The sequence below is a fragment of the Kitasatospora arboriphila genome, from assembly GCF_039528095.1.
GTDB lineage: Bacteria > Actinomycetota > Actinomycetes > Streptomycetales > Streptomycetaceae > Kitasatospora > Kitasatospora arboriphila.
Map to the genome: position 1 here is coordinate 23,058 of NZ_BAAALD010000073.1, position 15,363 is coordinate 38,420.

General features: G+C 75.2%; 11 protein-coding genes. 5 read left to right on the forward strand and 6 right to left on the reverse strand.

The window, feature by feature from the left end; genetic code table 11:
* Positions 1-70: 70 nt before the first annotated feature.
* The 4 genes from lipB to ABD353_RS29010 form a co-directional block, all read right to left on the reverse strand.
* Positions 71-841 carry a lipoyl(octanoyl) transferase LipB gene (lipB, locus tag ABD353_RS28995; RefSeq protein ID WP_344626659.1) on the reverse strand — a complete coding sequence of 257 codons (771 nt, stop codon included), beginning with the start codon at positions 839-841 and terminating at the stop codon, positions 71-73.
* A gap of 117 nt (positions 842-958) precedes the next feature.
* Entirely contained in the window at positions 959-2,869 is a 1,911-nt protein-coding gene (locus tag ABD353_RS29000; RefSeq protein ID WP_344626649.1) for a helix-turn-helix domain-containing protein, read from the reverse strand.
* An 85-nt stretch (positions 2,870-2,954) separates the two neighbouring features.
* Complete coding sequence (locus ABD353_RS29005) at positions 2,955-4,298, reverse strand: MFS transporter (RefSeq protein WP_344626650.1); 1,344 nt, start codon at positions 4,296-4,298, stop codon at positions 2,955-2,957.
* Positions 4,299-4,379: 81 nt separating this feature from the next.
* Positions 4,380-5,153, reverse strand: coding sequence for a 3-hydroxybutyrate dehydrogenase (locus tag ABD353_RS29010; RefSeq protein ID WP_344626651.1), 774 nt, complete (start codon positions 5,151-5,153; stop codon positions 4,380-4,382).
* Positions 5,154-5,540: 387 nt separating this feature from the next.
* Here ABD353_RS29010 and ABD353_RS29015 point away from each other — a divergent pair, with 387 nt between their 5' ends.
* Complete coding sequence (locus ABD353_RS29015) at positions 5,541-7,106, forward strand: NsdA family TPR-like regulatory protein (RefSeq protein WP_425555274.1); 1,566 nt, start codon at positions 5,541-5,543, stop codon at positions 7,104-7,106.
* 33 nt (positions 7,107-7,139) lie between these two features.
* On the opposite strand, the gene ABD353_RS29020 is transcribed toward ABD353_RS29015, so the two are convergent.
* Positions 7,140-8,453 carry an FAD-dependent oxidoreductase gene (locus tag ABD353_RS29020; RefSeq protein ID WP_344626653.1) on the reverse strand — a complete coding sequence of 438 codons (1,314 nt, stop codon included), beginning with the start codon at positions 8,451-8,453 and terminating at the stop codon, positions 7,140-7,142.
* Between the two features lie 439 nt (positions 8,454-8,892).
* Positions 8,893-9,804: a TIGR01777 family oxidoreductase gene (locus ABD353_RS29025; RefSeq protein WP_425555275.1), complete on the reverse strand. Its 912-nt coding sequence runs from the start codon at positions 9,802-9,804 to the stop codon at positions 8,893-8,895.
* Between the two features lie 404 nt (positions 9,805-10,208).
* Here ABD353_RS29025 and ABD353_RS29030 point away from each other — a divergent pair, with 404 nt between their 5' ends.
* The 4 genes from ABD353_RS29030 (at position 10,209) to ABD353_RS29045 (ending at position 14,949) form a co-directional block, all read left to right on the forward strand.
* Positions 10,209-10,715: a GNAT family N-acetyltransferase gene (locus ABD353_RS29030; protein WP_344626655.1), complete on the forward strand. Its 507-nt coding sequence runs from the start codon at positions 10,209-10,211 to the stop codon at positions 10,713-10,715.
* 92 nt (positions 10,716-10,807) lie between these two features.
* Positions 10,808-11,797 (forward strand): DUF2510 domain-containing protein, encoded by a 990-nt coding sequence (locus ABD353_RS29035; protein WP_344626656.1) that lies wholly within the window; start codon positions 10,808-10,810, stop codon positions 11,795-11,797.
* A gap of 904 nt (positions 11,798-12,701) precedes the next feature.
* On the forward strand, positions 12,702-13,430 hold the full coding sequence (locus ABD353_RS29040; protein ID WP_344626657.1) for a transglycosylase family protein: 729 nt from the start codon (positions 12,702-12,704) through the stop codon (positions 13,428-13,430).
* Between the two features lie 760 nt (positions 13,431-14,190).
* On the forward strand, positions 14,191-14,949 hold the full coding sequence (locus ABD353_RS29045; protein ID WP_344626658.1) for an SDR family NAD(P)-dependent oxidoreductase: 759 nt from the start codon (positions 14,191-14,193) through the stop codon (positions 14,947-14,949).
* The last annotated feature ends 414 nt before the right edge of the window (positions 14,950-15,363 follow it).

A 15,363-nucleotide genomic window follows, 5' to 3' on the forward strand; every position in this document is an offset into this window, starting at 1 on the left:
CATCGCCTGTACCGGGCATGTTTCCCCTCAATCGCAGGGCAACATGGCTACTGATCGGTAGATTCCCGCCTCAGCGGGCGACCGCGGGCTCGGGCAGCTCCGCGAAGACCTCCGCCAGGTGCTTGCGCACCACCGGCAGCGCGTCCGCCACGCCGAACGGCCGGGCCAGCTCACCGGAGAGCGACCCCACCCCGGCGTCCCGGATCCCGCACGGCACGATCCGGTCGAACCAGGTCATGTCCGGGTCGCAGTTCAGCGCGAACCCGTGCATCGTCACACCGCGCGCCACCCGGACGCCGATCGCCGCCAGCTTCCGGTCGTCGCCCCGCTGCCCCGCGTTCGACGGCGCGTACTCCGGACCGGCCAGCCGCGGGTCGATCCCCAGCGGCAGCCCCATCCGCAGCGTCAGCTTGCCGATCTCCACCACCTGCGACGGATCCACCACCGCGTCCGGGATGTCCTCGCCGAGCACCCACACCCCGCTGCGGCCCTCCACCCGCGAGGTCGCCACCCCGACCTCGGCGCAGGCGCGGATCAGCGCCTCCTCCAGCCGGCGCACGTACGCCACCACGTCGACCGGGTCCGGCAGCTTCACGATCGGATAGCCCACCAGCTGCCCCGGCCCGTGCCAGGTGATCTCGCCGCCCCGGTTCACCTGCACCACCGGGGTGCCGTCCAGCGGGTAGTCCTCCGGGTTGGTGCGCTTGCCCGCGGTGAACACCGGCGGGTGCTCCAGCAGCAGCACGGTGTCCGGGATCTCGTCCGCGACGCGCAGCGCGTGCAGCCGCTGCTGTTCCTCCCAGGCCTCCGGGTACGGGACGGCGCCCTCGCCGATCCCCATCGTCACGAACCGTACGTCCTCGCTCACCGCTGCTCCTTGCCAGGCGTTCGAGACCAACCCGGTCACTGTACGCCTGCCCCCGGAAGAGCCGGTCGGCCCCCGAGGCCGCCGCCGCCGTCAGGCCCCGGCGAGGAGCTGGAGGCGCAGGGCGAGCTGCAGTTCCAGGGCGCGCTCGGGGGAGTTCCAGTCCCTTCCGAGCAGCACCTCGATCCGGTCCAGCCGCTGGACGACGGTGTTCACGTGGACGTGCAGTTCGTCCTTGGCCCGGGTGAGGCTGCCGCCGCAGTCGAAGTAGGCCCGCAGGGTGCGGACCAGTTCCGTCCCGCGCCGGGCGTCGTAGGAGACGAGCGGGCCGAGCGCGGCCCCGACGAACCCCGCGACGTCGTGCCCGTCGCCGAGCAGGACGCCGAGGAAGCCGAGCCCCGCGGCGGAGGCCCCGCAACCCTCGCGCCCGAGCACCCGAAGGGCCCGCACGCACCGCACCCCCTCCCCGTGCGCCGCCGCGAGCGCGGCCGGCCCCGCGGCGGGCCCGCCCGCGCCGACGGTCACCGGGCAGCCGGCGAGCCGGGCGAGGCGTTCGGCGGCGGCGGCGGCGGCCCGGTCGGGCGCGGTGCCGTCGTCGGGCAGCAGCAGCACGACGGCCTCGCCGTGCTCGGCGCTGATGCCGCGGGTGCCGAAGAGGTGGCGGGCGGCGGCCCCGGCGAGCCGGGAGCGGTCGGCGGGGTCGGCCTCGGCGACGAGCACGAGGTGGCGGCGGCCGAGGTCGACGCCGAGCCGGCTGCCGCAGGCGGTGAGGCCGGCGGGGTCGCGGTCGGGTGCGGTGAGCAGGTCGGCGAGGAGTTCGCCGCGGACGCGGTTCTCCGTCTCGGCGACGGAGCGCCGCAGCAGCAGGAGTAGCGCGGTGACCACGCTCGCCCGTTCGAAGATCCGCCGGTCGGCGTCGTCGAGGTCGGCGCGGCCGCGCAGCACGAGGCCGCCGAGCAGGTCGTGGCCGGCCAGGGCGGCGCAGACCCAGTCCTCACCGCGGCGCACCGCGCGGCCCTCGGTGCGGGAGGCGGCGAAGGCGTCGGCGAGGTGCCGGGACGGGCCCGCGGCGCCGTCCGGGCCGGGGCGGCCGGTGAGCGGGTGCCCGTCGCTGTCGTGGACGGCGACCTCGCCGCCGAGCAGGGTGGCGACCTCGGCGGCGACGTCGGCGGCCTCGGCGCCGCGCAGCACCAGGTCGGTGAGCCGGTCGTGGGCCTGTTCGGCGCGCTGGACGGCGGCGGCGTGCGCCTGGATGACGTGGTTGGCGGCGGCGAGGTCGGTGAGCGCGGCCCGGGTGTCGGCGAGCGCCTTCGCGGTGTCCAGGGCGACGGCGGCGTGCGCGGCGAGGGTGCAGAGCAGCGCCACCTCGTCGGGGGAGAAGGCCCGCGGGGAGCGGTCGGCGGCGAACAGCACGCCGATCACCCGGCCGCCGAGCAGCAGCGGCACGCCGATGATCGCGACCAGGCCCTCGTCCAGCACGCCGGCGTCGATGGTGCCGGTGTGGTGGAACCGCTCGTCGGTGCGGTAGTCGGGGGTGGCGTACGGCCGGGCGGTCTGCGCGACCAGCCCGCCGAGGCCGTCGCCGAGGCTGAGCCGCAGGGTCTGGAAGAGCTGGGAGACCGAGCCGTCGGTGACCCGCATGTAGGTGTCCCCGGCCTCCTCGTCGGGGAGGGTGAGGTACGCGGTGTGGGTGCCGAGCAGCATCCGGGCCCGGCGGACGATGGCCTGCAGCACGGCGTCCAGGTCGCGGGAGGCGGCGAGGTCGCCGGCGGTGTCGAAGAGCGCCGTCAGTTCCGCCTCGCGGCGCCGGTGCTGGCGCAGCGTCCGGTGCACCCGCAGGGCCTGCCAGGCGGCGGCGTCGATCTCGGCGAGGACGGCAGCGGACGCGCCCTGCCGGCGCGCCTCGGAGAGCACCTCGGCGAAGTCCTCGGTGGCCGCGCCGGAGGCGAGCAGGTCGATCAGCCGGCGCAGGGCGGGGGCGGCGCTCTCGGGGGGCTCGTTCATGGTGCGGGCCATCGTGCCATTCATCCGTGCGGTCCGGGAGCGGCCCGGCCCGGGGCGGGGAGTCGCCCCGGGCCGCGCCGGCGGGTCAGCCGACCGGCACGCCCTCGCGGGCCGGCTCGGTGTCGGCGAGGTCCTCGCCGCGGGTCTCCCGGGAGCAGAGCACCGCGAGGACGGTGATCACGGCCGCGATCGCCACGTACACCGCGATCGGGGTCGAGCTGCCGTAGTCCTTGAGCAGCGCGGTGGCGATCAGCGGGGCGGGGGCGCCGGCCGCGACCGAGGAGAACTGGGCACCGATCGAGGCGCCGGAGTACCGCATCCGGGTGGCGAACAGCTCGGAGAAGAACGCCGCCTGCGGGGCGTACATCGCGCTGTGGAAGACCAGGCCGATCGTGATCGCCGCGACCAGCGCGCCGAAGGACTTCGTGTCGACCATGCCGAAGAAGACGAACGCCCAGACGCCCACGCCGACCGCGCCGGCCAGGTACACCGGCTTGCGGCCGATCCGGTCGGAGAGCGCGCCGAACAGCGGGATCAGCGCGAACTGGACCGCGGAGGCGATCAGCACCGCGTTCAGCGCGGTCTGCTTCGGCAGGTGGACGTGCCCGACCGCGTACGCCAGCACGAAGGTGGTCATCACGTAGTACGAGATGTTCTCCGCCATCCGGGCGCCCATGGCGACCAGCACGTCCCGCCAGTGGTTGCGCAGCACCGCGACCAGCGGCGGCTGCTCCACGGACGTCCGGGCCTTCGCCGCCCGGAGCGCCTGCTGGAACAGCGGCGACTCGTCCACCGCGAGCCGGATCCACAGGCCGACCGCGACCAGCACCGCGGAGAGCAGGAACGGCACCCGCCAGCCCCAGGAGAGGAAGGCCTCGTCCGACAGGGTCGCCGTCATCAGCGACAGCACGCCGGCCGCCAGCAGGTTGCCGGCCGGGGCGCCGCCCTGCGGCCAGGACGCCCAGAAGCCGCGCCGCGCCCGGTCGCCGTGCTCGGAGACCAGCAGCACCGCGCCGCCCCACTCGCCGCCCAGCGCGAAGCCCTGCACCAGCCGCAGCGCGGTGAGCAGCAGCGGCGCGGCGACGCCGATCTGGCGGTACGTCGGCAGGCAGCCGATCAGCGTGGTCGCGCCGCCCATCAGCAGCAGGCTCAGCACCAGCAGCCGCTTGCGGCCGATCCGGTCGCCGAAGTGCCCGAACACCAGGGCGCCCAGCGGGCGGGCGGCGAAGCCGATGGCGTAGGTGAGGAAGGAGAGCAGGGTGCCGGTCAGCGGGTCGCTGTCGGGGAAGAACACCTTGCCGAAGACGAGGGCGGCGGCGGTGCCGTAGAGGAAGTAGTCGTACCACTCGACGGTGGTGCCGATGAGGCTGGCGCCGACCACCTTCCAGAGCGGGGAGCCTGGTCTCGCGACGTCGGGAGAGTGGGCCATGGGGTCACCTGTTCTCGGGGGAGGGGCTGTGCGGGAGGGTACGGGCGGGGGCCCGCGGGACGGAGGCCGGGAGGGGCCGGGTCAGTGGGCCGTCCAGCCGCCGTCCACGGGCAGGCTGGCGCCGGTGATGTAGGAGGCGGACGGGGAGCAGAGCCAGAGCGCGAGCTGCGCGACCTCGTCGGGCTCGATCAGCCGCTTGACGGCGGTGCGGTCGAGCATGATCTGCTCCACCACCTCGTCCTCGCGGATGCCGTGCGCCAGGGCCTGGGCGGCGACCTGCCGCTCCACCAGGGCGGTGCGCACGTAGCCCGGGTTGATGCAGTTGCTGGTGACGCCGTGGGGGGCGCCCTCCAGGGCGGCGGTCTTGCTGAGCCCCTCCAGCCCGTGCTTGGCGGTCACGTACGCCGACTTGAAGGCGCTGGCGCGCAGCCCGTGCACCGAGGAGATGTTGACGATCCGTCCCCACTCGTTCCCGTACATGTGCGGCAGGGTGCGGCGGATGATCCGGAACGGTGCCTCCACCATGACCCGCTGGATCAGCGCGAACCGCTCGGTCGGGAACTCGTGCAGCGGGGCTACGTGCTGCAGGCCGGCGTTGTTGACGACGATGTCGGCGTCGTCCGGCAGGGCCTCCACCGCCTGCGGGTCGGAGAGGTCGGCGACGACGGCGACCCCGCCGATCCGCCCGGCGAGCTCCTCGGCCGGGGCGGCGGCGACGTCGACGACGTACACCCGTGCGCCGGCCGCGGCGAAGGCCTCGGCGCAGGCCCGGCCGATCCCGGAGGCGGCTCCGGTGACCAGTGCCGTCCGGCCCCGCAGGGCCGCCGGCGGGGCGGTGGCTGAAGTGGTGTCCATGGCCGAGAACGGTAGGAATCCCGAGCCCCCGCTCCCATGTGTCCGGACGACACAGGTAGGCCCCGGCGGGTGTGGTGGGACGCCATGGCCGGGCCCAGGGCGCACCGGTGGTGCAAGCCAAACCCCGTGTGCGCCCGCTTCCCCGTAACGGGCGCCCTTGCATCACCCGTTCGGAGGATTGCACGCCCGAATCGACCCATAGCGCCCGAATGCTCGCTACTGTCACGCCGATTCCCGACAGGGGGCGTCGCCCGAAACCGGGGGGACCGGAGCGGCGCTCGAGAGGTGTTGACTGACATGCCCCAACGGCCTGTGACCGACAGCCCGGCGTTCGGACCGCTCGATGCGCTCGACCCGCACGTAGTGCAGGCCGGGGCCCCTCCGCAGGTGTCCGACGAAGACGACGACCGCCCGGTGGAGACAGCCACCGGGAACCACCGCACCCAGAACCCGCAACTCGCCGCGCTCATCGAGGAGTCCGGCTTCTCGCACGCCGGTCTGGCCCGCCGGGTCGACCAGCTCGGCCTGGAGCACGGCCTCGACCTGCGCTACGACAAGACCTCGGTGACCCGCTGGCTGCGCGGCCAGCAGCCCCGCGGCGCGACCCCGGCACTGATCGCCGAGGTCTTCACCCGGCGGCTCGGCCGCCGCCTCACCGCCCAGGACGTCGGCCTCGACGCGTGCGCCCCGGTCTACGCCGGGCTGGAGTTCGCCGAGACCCCGCAGGAGGCCGTCGACATCGTCGCCTCCATGTGGCGCAAGGACAACGGCCCGTACGCCGAGCTCCGCAAGATCGCCTTCACCCCGGCCGGCCTGGTCGTCCCCAGCCGCGACTGGCTGATCGGCCGCACCGACGAACGGGTCGCCCGGGACGCCACCACGCTGCCCCCGGAGGAGCTGGCCGGTACCCGGCCCGTCGCCGTCGGAGCCGTCCGCGGCCCCTCGCGCCCCGTCCCCGGACGGGTCCCGCAGCAGGCCCGCCGGCCGCTCCCCGGCACCGAGGGCGCCGAGCAGAACGCCCCCGGCCGGGACTCCCGCCCGGCCGTCCGGGTCGGCCGCGGCGACATCGCCGCCATCCGCGCGGTCGGCGACCTCTTCCGGGCGCTCGACCACGCCTACGGCGGCGGCCACGCCCGGCAGGCCCTGGTCCGCTACCTGGAGAGCGAGGCCGAGCCGATGCTGCGCGGCCGCTACGGCGAGCAGATCGGCCGGGCGCTGTTCGGCGCCGTCGCCGACCTCACCAGGCTGGCCGGCTGGACGTCCTTCGACATCGCCGCGCACGGCCTCGCCCAGCGGTACTTCGTCCAGTCGCTGCGGCTCTCCCAGGCCGCGGGGGACCGCGTGCTCGGCGGCTTCGTGCTCACCACCATGAGCCAGCAGGCCGTCCACCTCGGCCACGGCCGGGAGGCGATCCAGCTCGCCCGGGTCGCCCAGCAGGGCGTCGGCACCACGGCGGCCCCGGTCGTCCAGGCGCTGATGCACGCCGCCGAGGCCCGCGGCCACGCGCTGCTCGGCGACGTCCGCGCCTGCACCGCGGCGATGGTCCGCTGCGAGCGGGCGCTGGCCACCGCCCGGCCGGGCGACGAGGCGCCGTCCTGGTCGCGCTACTTCGACGAGGCCCAGCTGGCCGACGAGTTCGCGCACTGCTACCGCGACCTGCAGCAGTGGCGGCCCGCCGCCCAGCACGCCGAGAAGTCGCTGCGGCTGCGCGCCCCCGCCTACGCCCGCAGCCGGATCCTCTGCCGCCTGGTGCTGGCCACCTCGCGGCTCGGCATGGGCGAGGTCGAGGAGTCCTGCACGATGGCGGGCGAGTCGCTGCGCGCCGCCGGCGAGATGCGCTCCGCCCGCACGGTGGAGTACCTGCGGGACTTCCACCGCCGCCTCGCCCCCTACCGGGCCACCCCGACCGTGCGGGCCTTCGAGGAGGCCGCCCGCCAGGCCGGGGTGATCTGAGCGGGGTCGTGGCGGGCCGCGGGACGGGCACGGTCAGGCCGCCACGTCGGAGGCCCGCACCGCCGTCTCCAGCCCGAGGTCGCGCAGCACCGCCTGCGCGGCCCGGCGCCCGGACACCAGGGCGCCCTGCACGCTGCTGGTGTCCCGGTGGTCGCCGCACACGTACAGCCCGGCCAGCACCCGTACCGACCGGCGGAAGTGGTGCGGGGCGGGCATCGCCGGCACCGCGTCCGGGGCGTGGCGGACGCTCAGGAACTCCCATCCGGCGGTGGAAGCGCCGTACAGCTCGGCCAGCCGCCGGCGCACCACCGGCTCGAAACCGGCCGGGCCGCCGATGTCGTAGCCCCGCCGGCCCAGCACCGTGGTCGCCACCAGCGCCCGCCCGGCCGGCGCGTACGAGGGGTGCACGTCGCTGAGCACCAGCGTGTGCGACACCCCGGACCGGTCGGCGTCCAGCAGCAGTGCCGGCTCGCCCAGCGGCGAGCGGTCCGCCGCGTGGAAGTACGTGGTCACCGGGTGGAAGTCCGGCAGCCGCAGCCCGGGCAGCAGCGCGGCCGCGGAGCGGGCGTCGCAGGCCAGCACCACGGCCTGCGCGCCCACCCGGCCGTGCCGGGCGGTCTCCACGCCGTCCGCGGACACCGCGGTGACCGCCACCCCGGTCCGCACCGTGCCGGCCGGCAGTCCCTCGGCCAGCTGTGCGGGCACCGAGGCCGTCCCGCCGGCGGGCAGGCAGAGCCGGCCCCGGGCGTACGAGCGCAGCACCAGGTCGGCCACCCGGCTGCTGGTGGTCAGCGAGCGGTCGGCCAGCAGCGCGCCCAGCAGCGGCCGCAGGAAGCCGTCGACGGTCCGCCCGCCGAGGCCGCGGTCGGCCAGCGCGCGGGCCGCGGTGGTCTCCGGCCGGGCGAGCAGCCGGGGGACGGGCGTGGCGGCGAGCCGGTTCAGCGAGGCGGCCAGCCGGGCCCGTTCGAGCGGGCTGCCCAGCGCCCCGCCGAGCGCCCCGCGTCCGGCGGCCTGCTGGGGGACGCCTGCCCGGTAGCGGCGGCCGGCGCTGTGCACCAGGACGCCCGGGGCCAGCGGGCGCAGGTCCAGCCGGTCGAGGTCGAGCCGGCGGGCCGGTTCCGGGTGGTCGGTGTTGAGCAGGTGGATGCCGTGGTCGAGCCGGAATCCGTCCAGCTCGTCCGAGGCCATCCGGCCGCCGATGCGCCGGGCGGCCTCCAGGACCTGGACGCTGAGGCCCTGTCCGGTCAGCGCGCGGGCGGCGGCCAGGCCCGCGAGGCCGGCACCGACCACGACCACGTCCGGGTCGGACGGCTGGCGGGAACGGCGGATGAAGTCGTATGCGGGCACGGGTGTGCTCCCTCCCTGACGGCGGCCTCCGGGCCCGCGCGGCGGCGGCCGGGCCCGTGGAGCTCCGGCCGAGGCGGGCAGCGGGGTGCCGGGTACGGTCCGTCAAACGTGATGCCCCGTCAATGTGCTGATCAGACCGGCGCGGCCGGTGGAATCGGGTCCGGCCGCCGGATCGTGGTGGCACTGCGGAGGGGCCCGGTCACCGAGCGTGCGCCGGACCAGCGGCGATCCGGCGGCGCCGGGCGCGCACGGTCACGGAGGGCGCGACGGCGCGCCCTCCGTCTGCAACCGTGCGCCCCTGTGCGCCCGGTGGGCGGACCGGGTCCGCCCCACGTACGACGGCGCTTACCCGGAACCGGACCCTCTCAGTCCTGCCCGTCTCCTGCCCGGTTCCCGCCCGGTTCCCGCCCGTCTCCTGTCCGGTTCCCGCGCGGGTCCTTCAGTCCAGCAGGGCCGCCCGCACCATCGACTCCGCGTCCGGGTGCCGGAACCGGAAGCCGGCCGCCAACAGCCGCTCCGGCAGCACCCGGTGGCTGCCCACCACCTCGACGGCCATCTCGCCGAGCACCGTCTTCAGCGCGAACTCCGGCACCGCCAGCACCGTCGGCCGCCCCAGCACCCGCCCGAGGACCTCCGTCAGCTCCGCGTTGGTCACCGGACGCGGACCGGTGAGGTCGACCGGACCGGACATCTCCGCACGGTCGATCAGGAACCGCATGGCGGCCACCTCGTCCGCCAGCGACAGCACGCTCCAGTACTGCCCGCCCGACCCCAGCCGGCCGCCCAGCCCCAGCCGGAACAGCGGCAGCATCCGGCCGAGCGCACCGCCGCGCGCGGACAGCACCAGCCCGGTGCGCGGGTGCACCACCCGGATCCCGGCGTCCTCCGCGGGCCGGGCGGCGGCCTCCCACTCGACGCACACCCGGGCCAGGAAGTCGTCCCCGGCCGGCGAGTCCTCGTCGACGACCCGGTCGCCGGTCTGGCCGTAGTAGCCGACCGCGGACGCGCTCACCAAGACCCTCGGCGGCCGCTTGAGCTTCGCCAGCGCACCCGCCACGGTCTCCGTGCCCAGTACCCGGCTGTCGTGGATCTCCTGCCGGTACGCCTGCGTCCACCGCCGGTCCGCGACCCCGGCGCCGGCCAGGTGCACCACCGCGTCGGTGCCCTCCAGCCCGGCCGCGTCGATCTGCAGCAGGTGGGGGTTCCAGCCGATCCCGACCGTCCCGTCCGGCTGCCGCCCCACCCGGCTGCGCTGCCGCACCAGCCGTACCACCTCGTGCCCGTCCGCGAGTAGCGAGCGGACAAGAGCGGAACCGATCAGACCCGTGGAACCCGTCACCGCGATGCGCATGCCCCCCATCCTCCCAGCTCCCCGCCCGCCCGACGCCCACCACCCGGGGCGCGCCGAACCACACAAAACCGGAAGGCCACTGCGCCCCACTCCCACCCCGCCCTTGCTCGGGGGCACCCCCAGGGGGCGCGGGGAACTGCGCGGGTCGGAAGCGCACAGTGCCGCACCGTCATCCCCACCCCCACCCCACGTGCCTATCGCTCAAGGCCCACCACTGGGGGCGCGGGGAACTGCGCGGGTCGGAAGCGCACAGTGCCGCACCGCCATCCCCACCCCCACCCCCACCCCCACCCCACGTGCCCCTCGCTCAAGGCCCACCCCCCAGGGGGCGCGCAGAGCCTGACAATCCGGAAGGCCACATCGCCCCCACCCGTCCCCGCAGCCCCGGACCGCCACGCCCTACCATGACCGTCATGCCGTCCGACGACCTGACGATCCGTACCGCCCGCGCCGAGGACGACGCCGAACTCGCCGCCCTCGACCGCGCCGTCTGGTCCGTCCTCAGCGAGGTGGCCCCGCGCCGCGCCGAAGGCACCGCCTTCTTCGACGAGCGGCACACCCCCGACGGCTACCTGGTGGCCGAACTCGGCGGCCGTGTCGTCGGGTACGTGCGCCAGGCCGTGCCGACCCCGCTCGACAGCAACCGCCACGTCCGCCAGATCCAGGGTCTCGCCGTCGACCACGGCGTCCGCGGCCACGGCGTCGGCCGGGCGCTGGTCGGGGCCGCCTGCGCGGCCGCCGCCGCGGCCGGGGCCCGCCGGATCACCCTGCGGGTGCTCGGCCACAACACCCCGGCCCGCCGACTGTACGAGCGCTGCGGCTTCACGGTGGAGGGCGTGCTGCGCGAGGAGTTCCTGCTGGACGGCGCCTACGTGGACGACGTCTGGATGGGCCGTCCGCTGGCCGACTGACGTCCCGCCAGGGGCCGTCGGCGCCCGGCCGGTCCAAGTCGTGACCTTGCCTCCCCTGCCGGGCCGTGCCCCGGGACCGGTACCGTACGGCCGTGAGCACATCGATTCCTCCCGGCTGGTACCCGGTCCCGGAGCCCGGGCCGGGCGGCACCGCGCAGGAACGCTGGTGGGACGGCAACGCCTGGACCGCCGAGGTCCGGGCCGCCCAGTCCGCAGCGGCCCCGCAGCCCGCGCAGATCGCCGACGCCCCGACCCAGGCCTGGAGCGGCCAGGCCGTCCCGCAGCCCGGGTACGGCTACCCGCAGCAGCAGCCGGGGCAGTACGGCTACCCGCAGCCCGGCCCGCCGTACGCCTACCCGTCGACGGCGACCGGACCGAAGAACCGCAACGGCCTGATCATCGGCATCGCCGGCGGCGTGCTGGCCCTCGCCGTGGTGGCCGCCGTGGTGCTGGTGGCCTCGGGCGGCGACGACGATCCGCCGGTGGTCACGGCACCGCCGCCGGTGAGCTTCTCCGCCTCCCCGCGGACGAGCCCGAGCCTGCCGCGCACCAGCCCCAGCCCGCGCAGCAGCACGCCGCCGCTGGCCGGCAGCACGATGACCGACGTGGTGCACGGCTGGCGCGTGCCGCGGCCCACCGGCTGGACGGTGCACGCCAGCAGCGGTGCGAGCGCCGTCTACGAGGTCACCGGCCCGTACGACTGCGGCATGGAGTCGCAGTGCATCCGCGGCCAGTTCTCGGTCGAGACGGTGTCGGTGCCCGGGACCGACGCGGCCACGGTCGCGAAGGCCCAGATGGCCGAGTACGCCCCGCGGATCTTCGGCGACCTCACCGGCCACGAGGAGATGGCCTCCGGGCCGATCGTGGTCGCGGGCGCCATCGGCTACGCGGTGCGCTGGCACGTCACGCCGAAGCAGGGTGCCGCCGGCTACGTGCTGATGGTGGCCGTGCCGGACGCCCACGGCAGCGGCTTCGTGCTGATGCACGGCGGCGTGGACGACGACCCGCAGGCGCCCCCGTTCGGCACCATCGACGCGATCGTCAGCGGCATCCGCTCCACCACCTCGGGCAGCGGAGCCTGACCCGCCCCCGGGCGGCACCGCGGGGCCCGGCGGGGCCGGCACCGCGGCTGACGTCGGGTCGGGGCCGGGGTCCGGTGGGGCGTCAGGGCGAGGCCTCGCGGGGACGTTCCTGCGGTTCACGGGCCTGACGACGGTCGACCCGACGACGGCGCTGTTCTTCGCCGAGCTGGTGACGGGAGGGGCGGCCCGGGTGGTGCGACGGCGGGACCGCATTCGTCGCCGGGGCGTGCGTGGACTCGCTGACGCGACGGCAGTTCCTGGTGGTGGTGAGGGTGTCGATGGGGCGCGCACCTCACGCCGAAGGCGCGGCGACCGGCCTACTGCGCCGGGCCGGGGCCGGTAGGCCATGACACTGTGCAACCGCTTCGGGTGTGATGGGTGACGACTGTGGCTGGTGCCACCAAGACAGGCAGCGGAAGCGGGAACTCCGCTTAATTCGGTGACGGATCGTCACGTGACGATCGCTTCGGGTGGAACTCGCGGGCGGCTTCGAAGGGGCATTGGTGTGATCGGGGGCGCATTGGCGGCCTTCTCGATCATGAAAACACTCACAAAAGCTGACATTTCGATCCCGATTTCTTGATCCTTACCACCGGTAACACTCAACTGACCTGCGCCGTAAAGGAATTGCTTGATGACTGACCGCAACCGCCCGTAGCTTCTTGGGCGGTGCAACGAGCACCACCCGGGTTCACCCCGATGCACGGCCCGCCGGCTGACCCCCGGCGCGAGGGCCGCGCCTGCCGACCGGCCGCACTCGGAACGGGCCGGCGGTGGGCGGGGAGACCGGGCGGCACGGCACGTCGGACACGTGCCCTGCCGCCCATCGAGTGAGGTGGCGAAACGTGGGCCCCACCGGGGCCTGGTTCCGCATGCCTGCCCGGGGCTTGTCGAGAGGACGTTCATGACTTCCGGTCACGAGACCACCGCTGCCACCACCTCCACCAAGGCCACCACCAAGCGCAACCGAGTCCGCGTGGCCGTCGTGGCCGGCGCCGCCGTCGCGGCGCTGCCGGTGGCCGGACTCGTCTCGGCCCCCTCGGCCTCGGCCGCCTCCGCCTCGACCTGGGACGCCGTCGCCCGGTGCGAGAGCGGCGGCAACTGGTCGATCAACACCGGCAACGGCTTCTACGGCGGCCTGCAGTTCACCGCCAGCACCTGGCGCGCCTACGGCGGCACCGCCTACGCGTCCCAGGCGAACCGGGCCAGCAAGGCGCAGCAGATCGCCGTCGCCGAGAAGGTGCTCGCCTCGCAGGGCCCCGGCGCCTGGCCGGTCTGCTCCAGGAAGGCCGGTCTGACCAGGGGCGGCGCGCCGGCCCAGGTCGACACCGCCACCAAGACCAAGCCCGCCAAGTCCACGCAGACCTCCAAGTCCAAGCCCGCCCACACCCCGAAGTCCGCCCCTAGCTCCACCGAGGCCACGCGATCGGCGCGGACCCAGGCCCCGTCGGCCCCGGTCAACTCCCCGAGGAACGGCGCGTCGACCGGCACCTACACCGTCAAGAGCGGCGACACGCTGAGCGAGATCGCGGTCAAGTTCAGCACCGACGTGCAGAGCCTGTACACCAAGAACATCCGGACCATCGGCGGCGACCCGGACCTGATCTTCCCGGACCAGGTGCTGGACCTCTGACCCCTGATCGGACCACGGCCGGCCACCCCTGCGAGGGGCGGCCGGCTCCGACGCGTGGACCACCGCGTCCGGCCCCGTACGCGGCCCTCGGCATGCGACCGGGCACGACCGTCCCGGCGCCCGCGCCCGTAGGCTCGCAGGGAGCCGAGACCGATACCGATGAGGAACGGCGAACCCACCGCCCCCCTGTGCGGCGGCAAGGGCCACGCACCGGTGGAAGTGGCGCGGACCTTGCCCGCAGCGGCCGAGGTCACCGGCGACGGGCGGGGTGGCGCCGGCACCACCTGGTTCACCTGCGTGCACGGTCTGCACACCGGGGGATCAGCCCTCCGCGATCACCCAGGCCGTCTCCTGCTGGCGTACCCCGGACGGCCTGTTCGCGGCGCACCCGGACCGCGCCTCGTTGTGGCGGGCGGACGGCGCCGCCGACCGGCCCGTGCCGGCGGTGCCGCGGACAGCCGGATACTCGCACCGGGCGCGGTGTCACCTGCTGGCACCGGAGGACGGACGCGGGCTGCGGCGGCCCTTCGACCACCCCGAGCCAGACCCGGCAACCGCCCCGACCGGACCAGCCAGCCAGCCAGCCGCGGCCACGCACGACCAGTACACCGTCGCGCCACCGGGAATCGTCGTGAGCGCCGGCGCCCGATCGATTGTTGAACGTTGAACGCGACGTCCGAATACCGCCGGGCTCGTGATCGCCGGCGCCCGATGATCGAGTCATGTCCGAGAACACGACAGCGAGTTCGGGGAGATCACGATGGGCAAGACCATGGCGGCCGCGCGGCTGGCGGGCAAGGTGGCGCTGGTGACCGGCGGCAGCCGGGGGATCGGCGAGGCGGTCGCGCTGCGGCTGGCCGAGGAGGGCGCGGACGTGGCGCTCACCTACCGGGACAGCGCCGGGCGTGCCGAGGCGGTCGCGGCCGAGATCGAGGGAATGGGCCGCCGTGCCTGGGCCGTACGGGCGGACAGCGCCGACCCCCGGGCGATCCGGGAGGCCGTGGACGCGGTGGCGACGCGGTTCGGCCGACTCGACATCCTGGTGAACAACGCGGGCGTCGGCGTGGTCGGCCCGATCGAGGAGACCGACGAAGCCGACATCGACCGGGTGCTGGACGTCAACGTCCGGGGCCCGCTGCTGGCCTCCAAGGCGGCCGTTCCCCACCTCGGCGAGGGCGGACGGATCGTCACCATCGGCAGCTGCATGGCCGAGCGGGTCGCCTTCCCCGGCGGCTCGGTGTACGCGACCAGCAAGGCGGCCCTGTCCGGGCTCACCAAGGCGCTGGCGCGGGAGCTCGGGTCACGCGGCATCACCGCCAACCTGGTGCACCCCGGTCCGACCGACACCGACATGAACCCGGCCGACGGGCCGAGCGCCGAACTCCAGGCCGGCTTCACCGCGCTGGGTTCGTTCGGCACTCCGGCGGACGTGGCCGGCACCATCGCCCACCTGGTGGGCCCGGAGGGCCGGTACATCACCGGTGCCGCGATCGCGGTGGACGGCGGGTTCGCGGTCTGAGCCCCGCGGGCCCTTCGGGAGCGCGGCCCGCCCGGGTGGTGAATCGCCGTCCCGGCGGGGCTGCGCGCCGGTCCGCGCTCGGCGCACACCCGCGGGCCGTCATCCGGCCGGTCCGTACGGTGTGCGGGTGGCTCGGTGGAGCCGGGCGGGTGATGTTCCCGGGGTGTCGGCCAGGCCGCGGCCGCGGGGTGTGCGATCGCTGGAAGGGCGGTACCCCGGGGTGCCGGCCGCCCGATCGCCGACCTCTCGGGGAGTGCTCCGCCATGTCCGTCGCCCACCGGATCCTACGGTTACTCCTCGCCCTCGCCTGCGCGGCGCCGGAGCAGGCACCGCCACCACGGCGACCGCGGCCACGGCGGCCGCCGTCCAGGGCGTCGACTGGGACCGCATCGCGGCCTGCGAGAGCGGCGGCCG

Bases quoted from the DNA above. Each gene is read 5' to 3' on its own strand.
- ABD353_RS29045 (WP_344626658.1), top strand. From the start codon at position 14,191: ATGGGCAAGACCATGGCGGCCGCGCGGCTGGCGGGCAAGGTGGCGCTG.
- ABD353_RS29040 (WP_344626657.1), top strand. From the start codon at position 12,702: ATGACTTCCGGTCACGAGACCACCGCTGCCACCACCTCCACCAAGGCC.
- ABD353_RS29025 (WP_425555275.1), bottom strand. From the start codon at position 9,804: ATGCGCATCGCGGTGACGGGTTCCACGGGTCTGATCGGTTCCGCTCTT.
- ABD353_RS29030 (WP_344626655.1), top strand. From the start codon at position 10,209: ATGACCGTCATGCCGTCCGACGACCTGACGATCCGTACCGCCCGCGCC.
- ABD353_RS29000 (WP_344626649.1), bottom strand. From the start codon at position 2,869: ATGAACGAGCCCCCCGAGAGCGCCGCCCCCGCCCTGCGCCGGCTGATC.
- ABD353_RS29010 (WP_344626651.1), bottom strand. From the start codon at position 5,153: ATGGACACCACTTCAGCCACCGCCCCGCCGGCGGCCCTGCGGGGCCGG.
- lipB (WP_344626659.1), bottom strand. From the start codon at position 841: ATGGGGATCGGCGAGGGCGCCGTCCCGTACCCGGAGGCCTGGGAGGAA.
- ABD353_RS29005 (WP_344626650.1), bottom strand. From the start codon at position 4,298: ATGGCCCACTCTCCCGACGTCGCGAGACCAGGCTCCCCGCTCTGGAAG.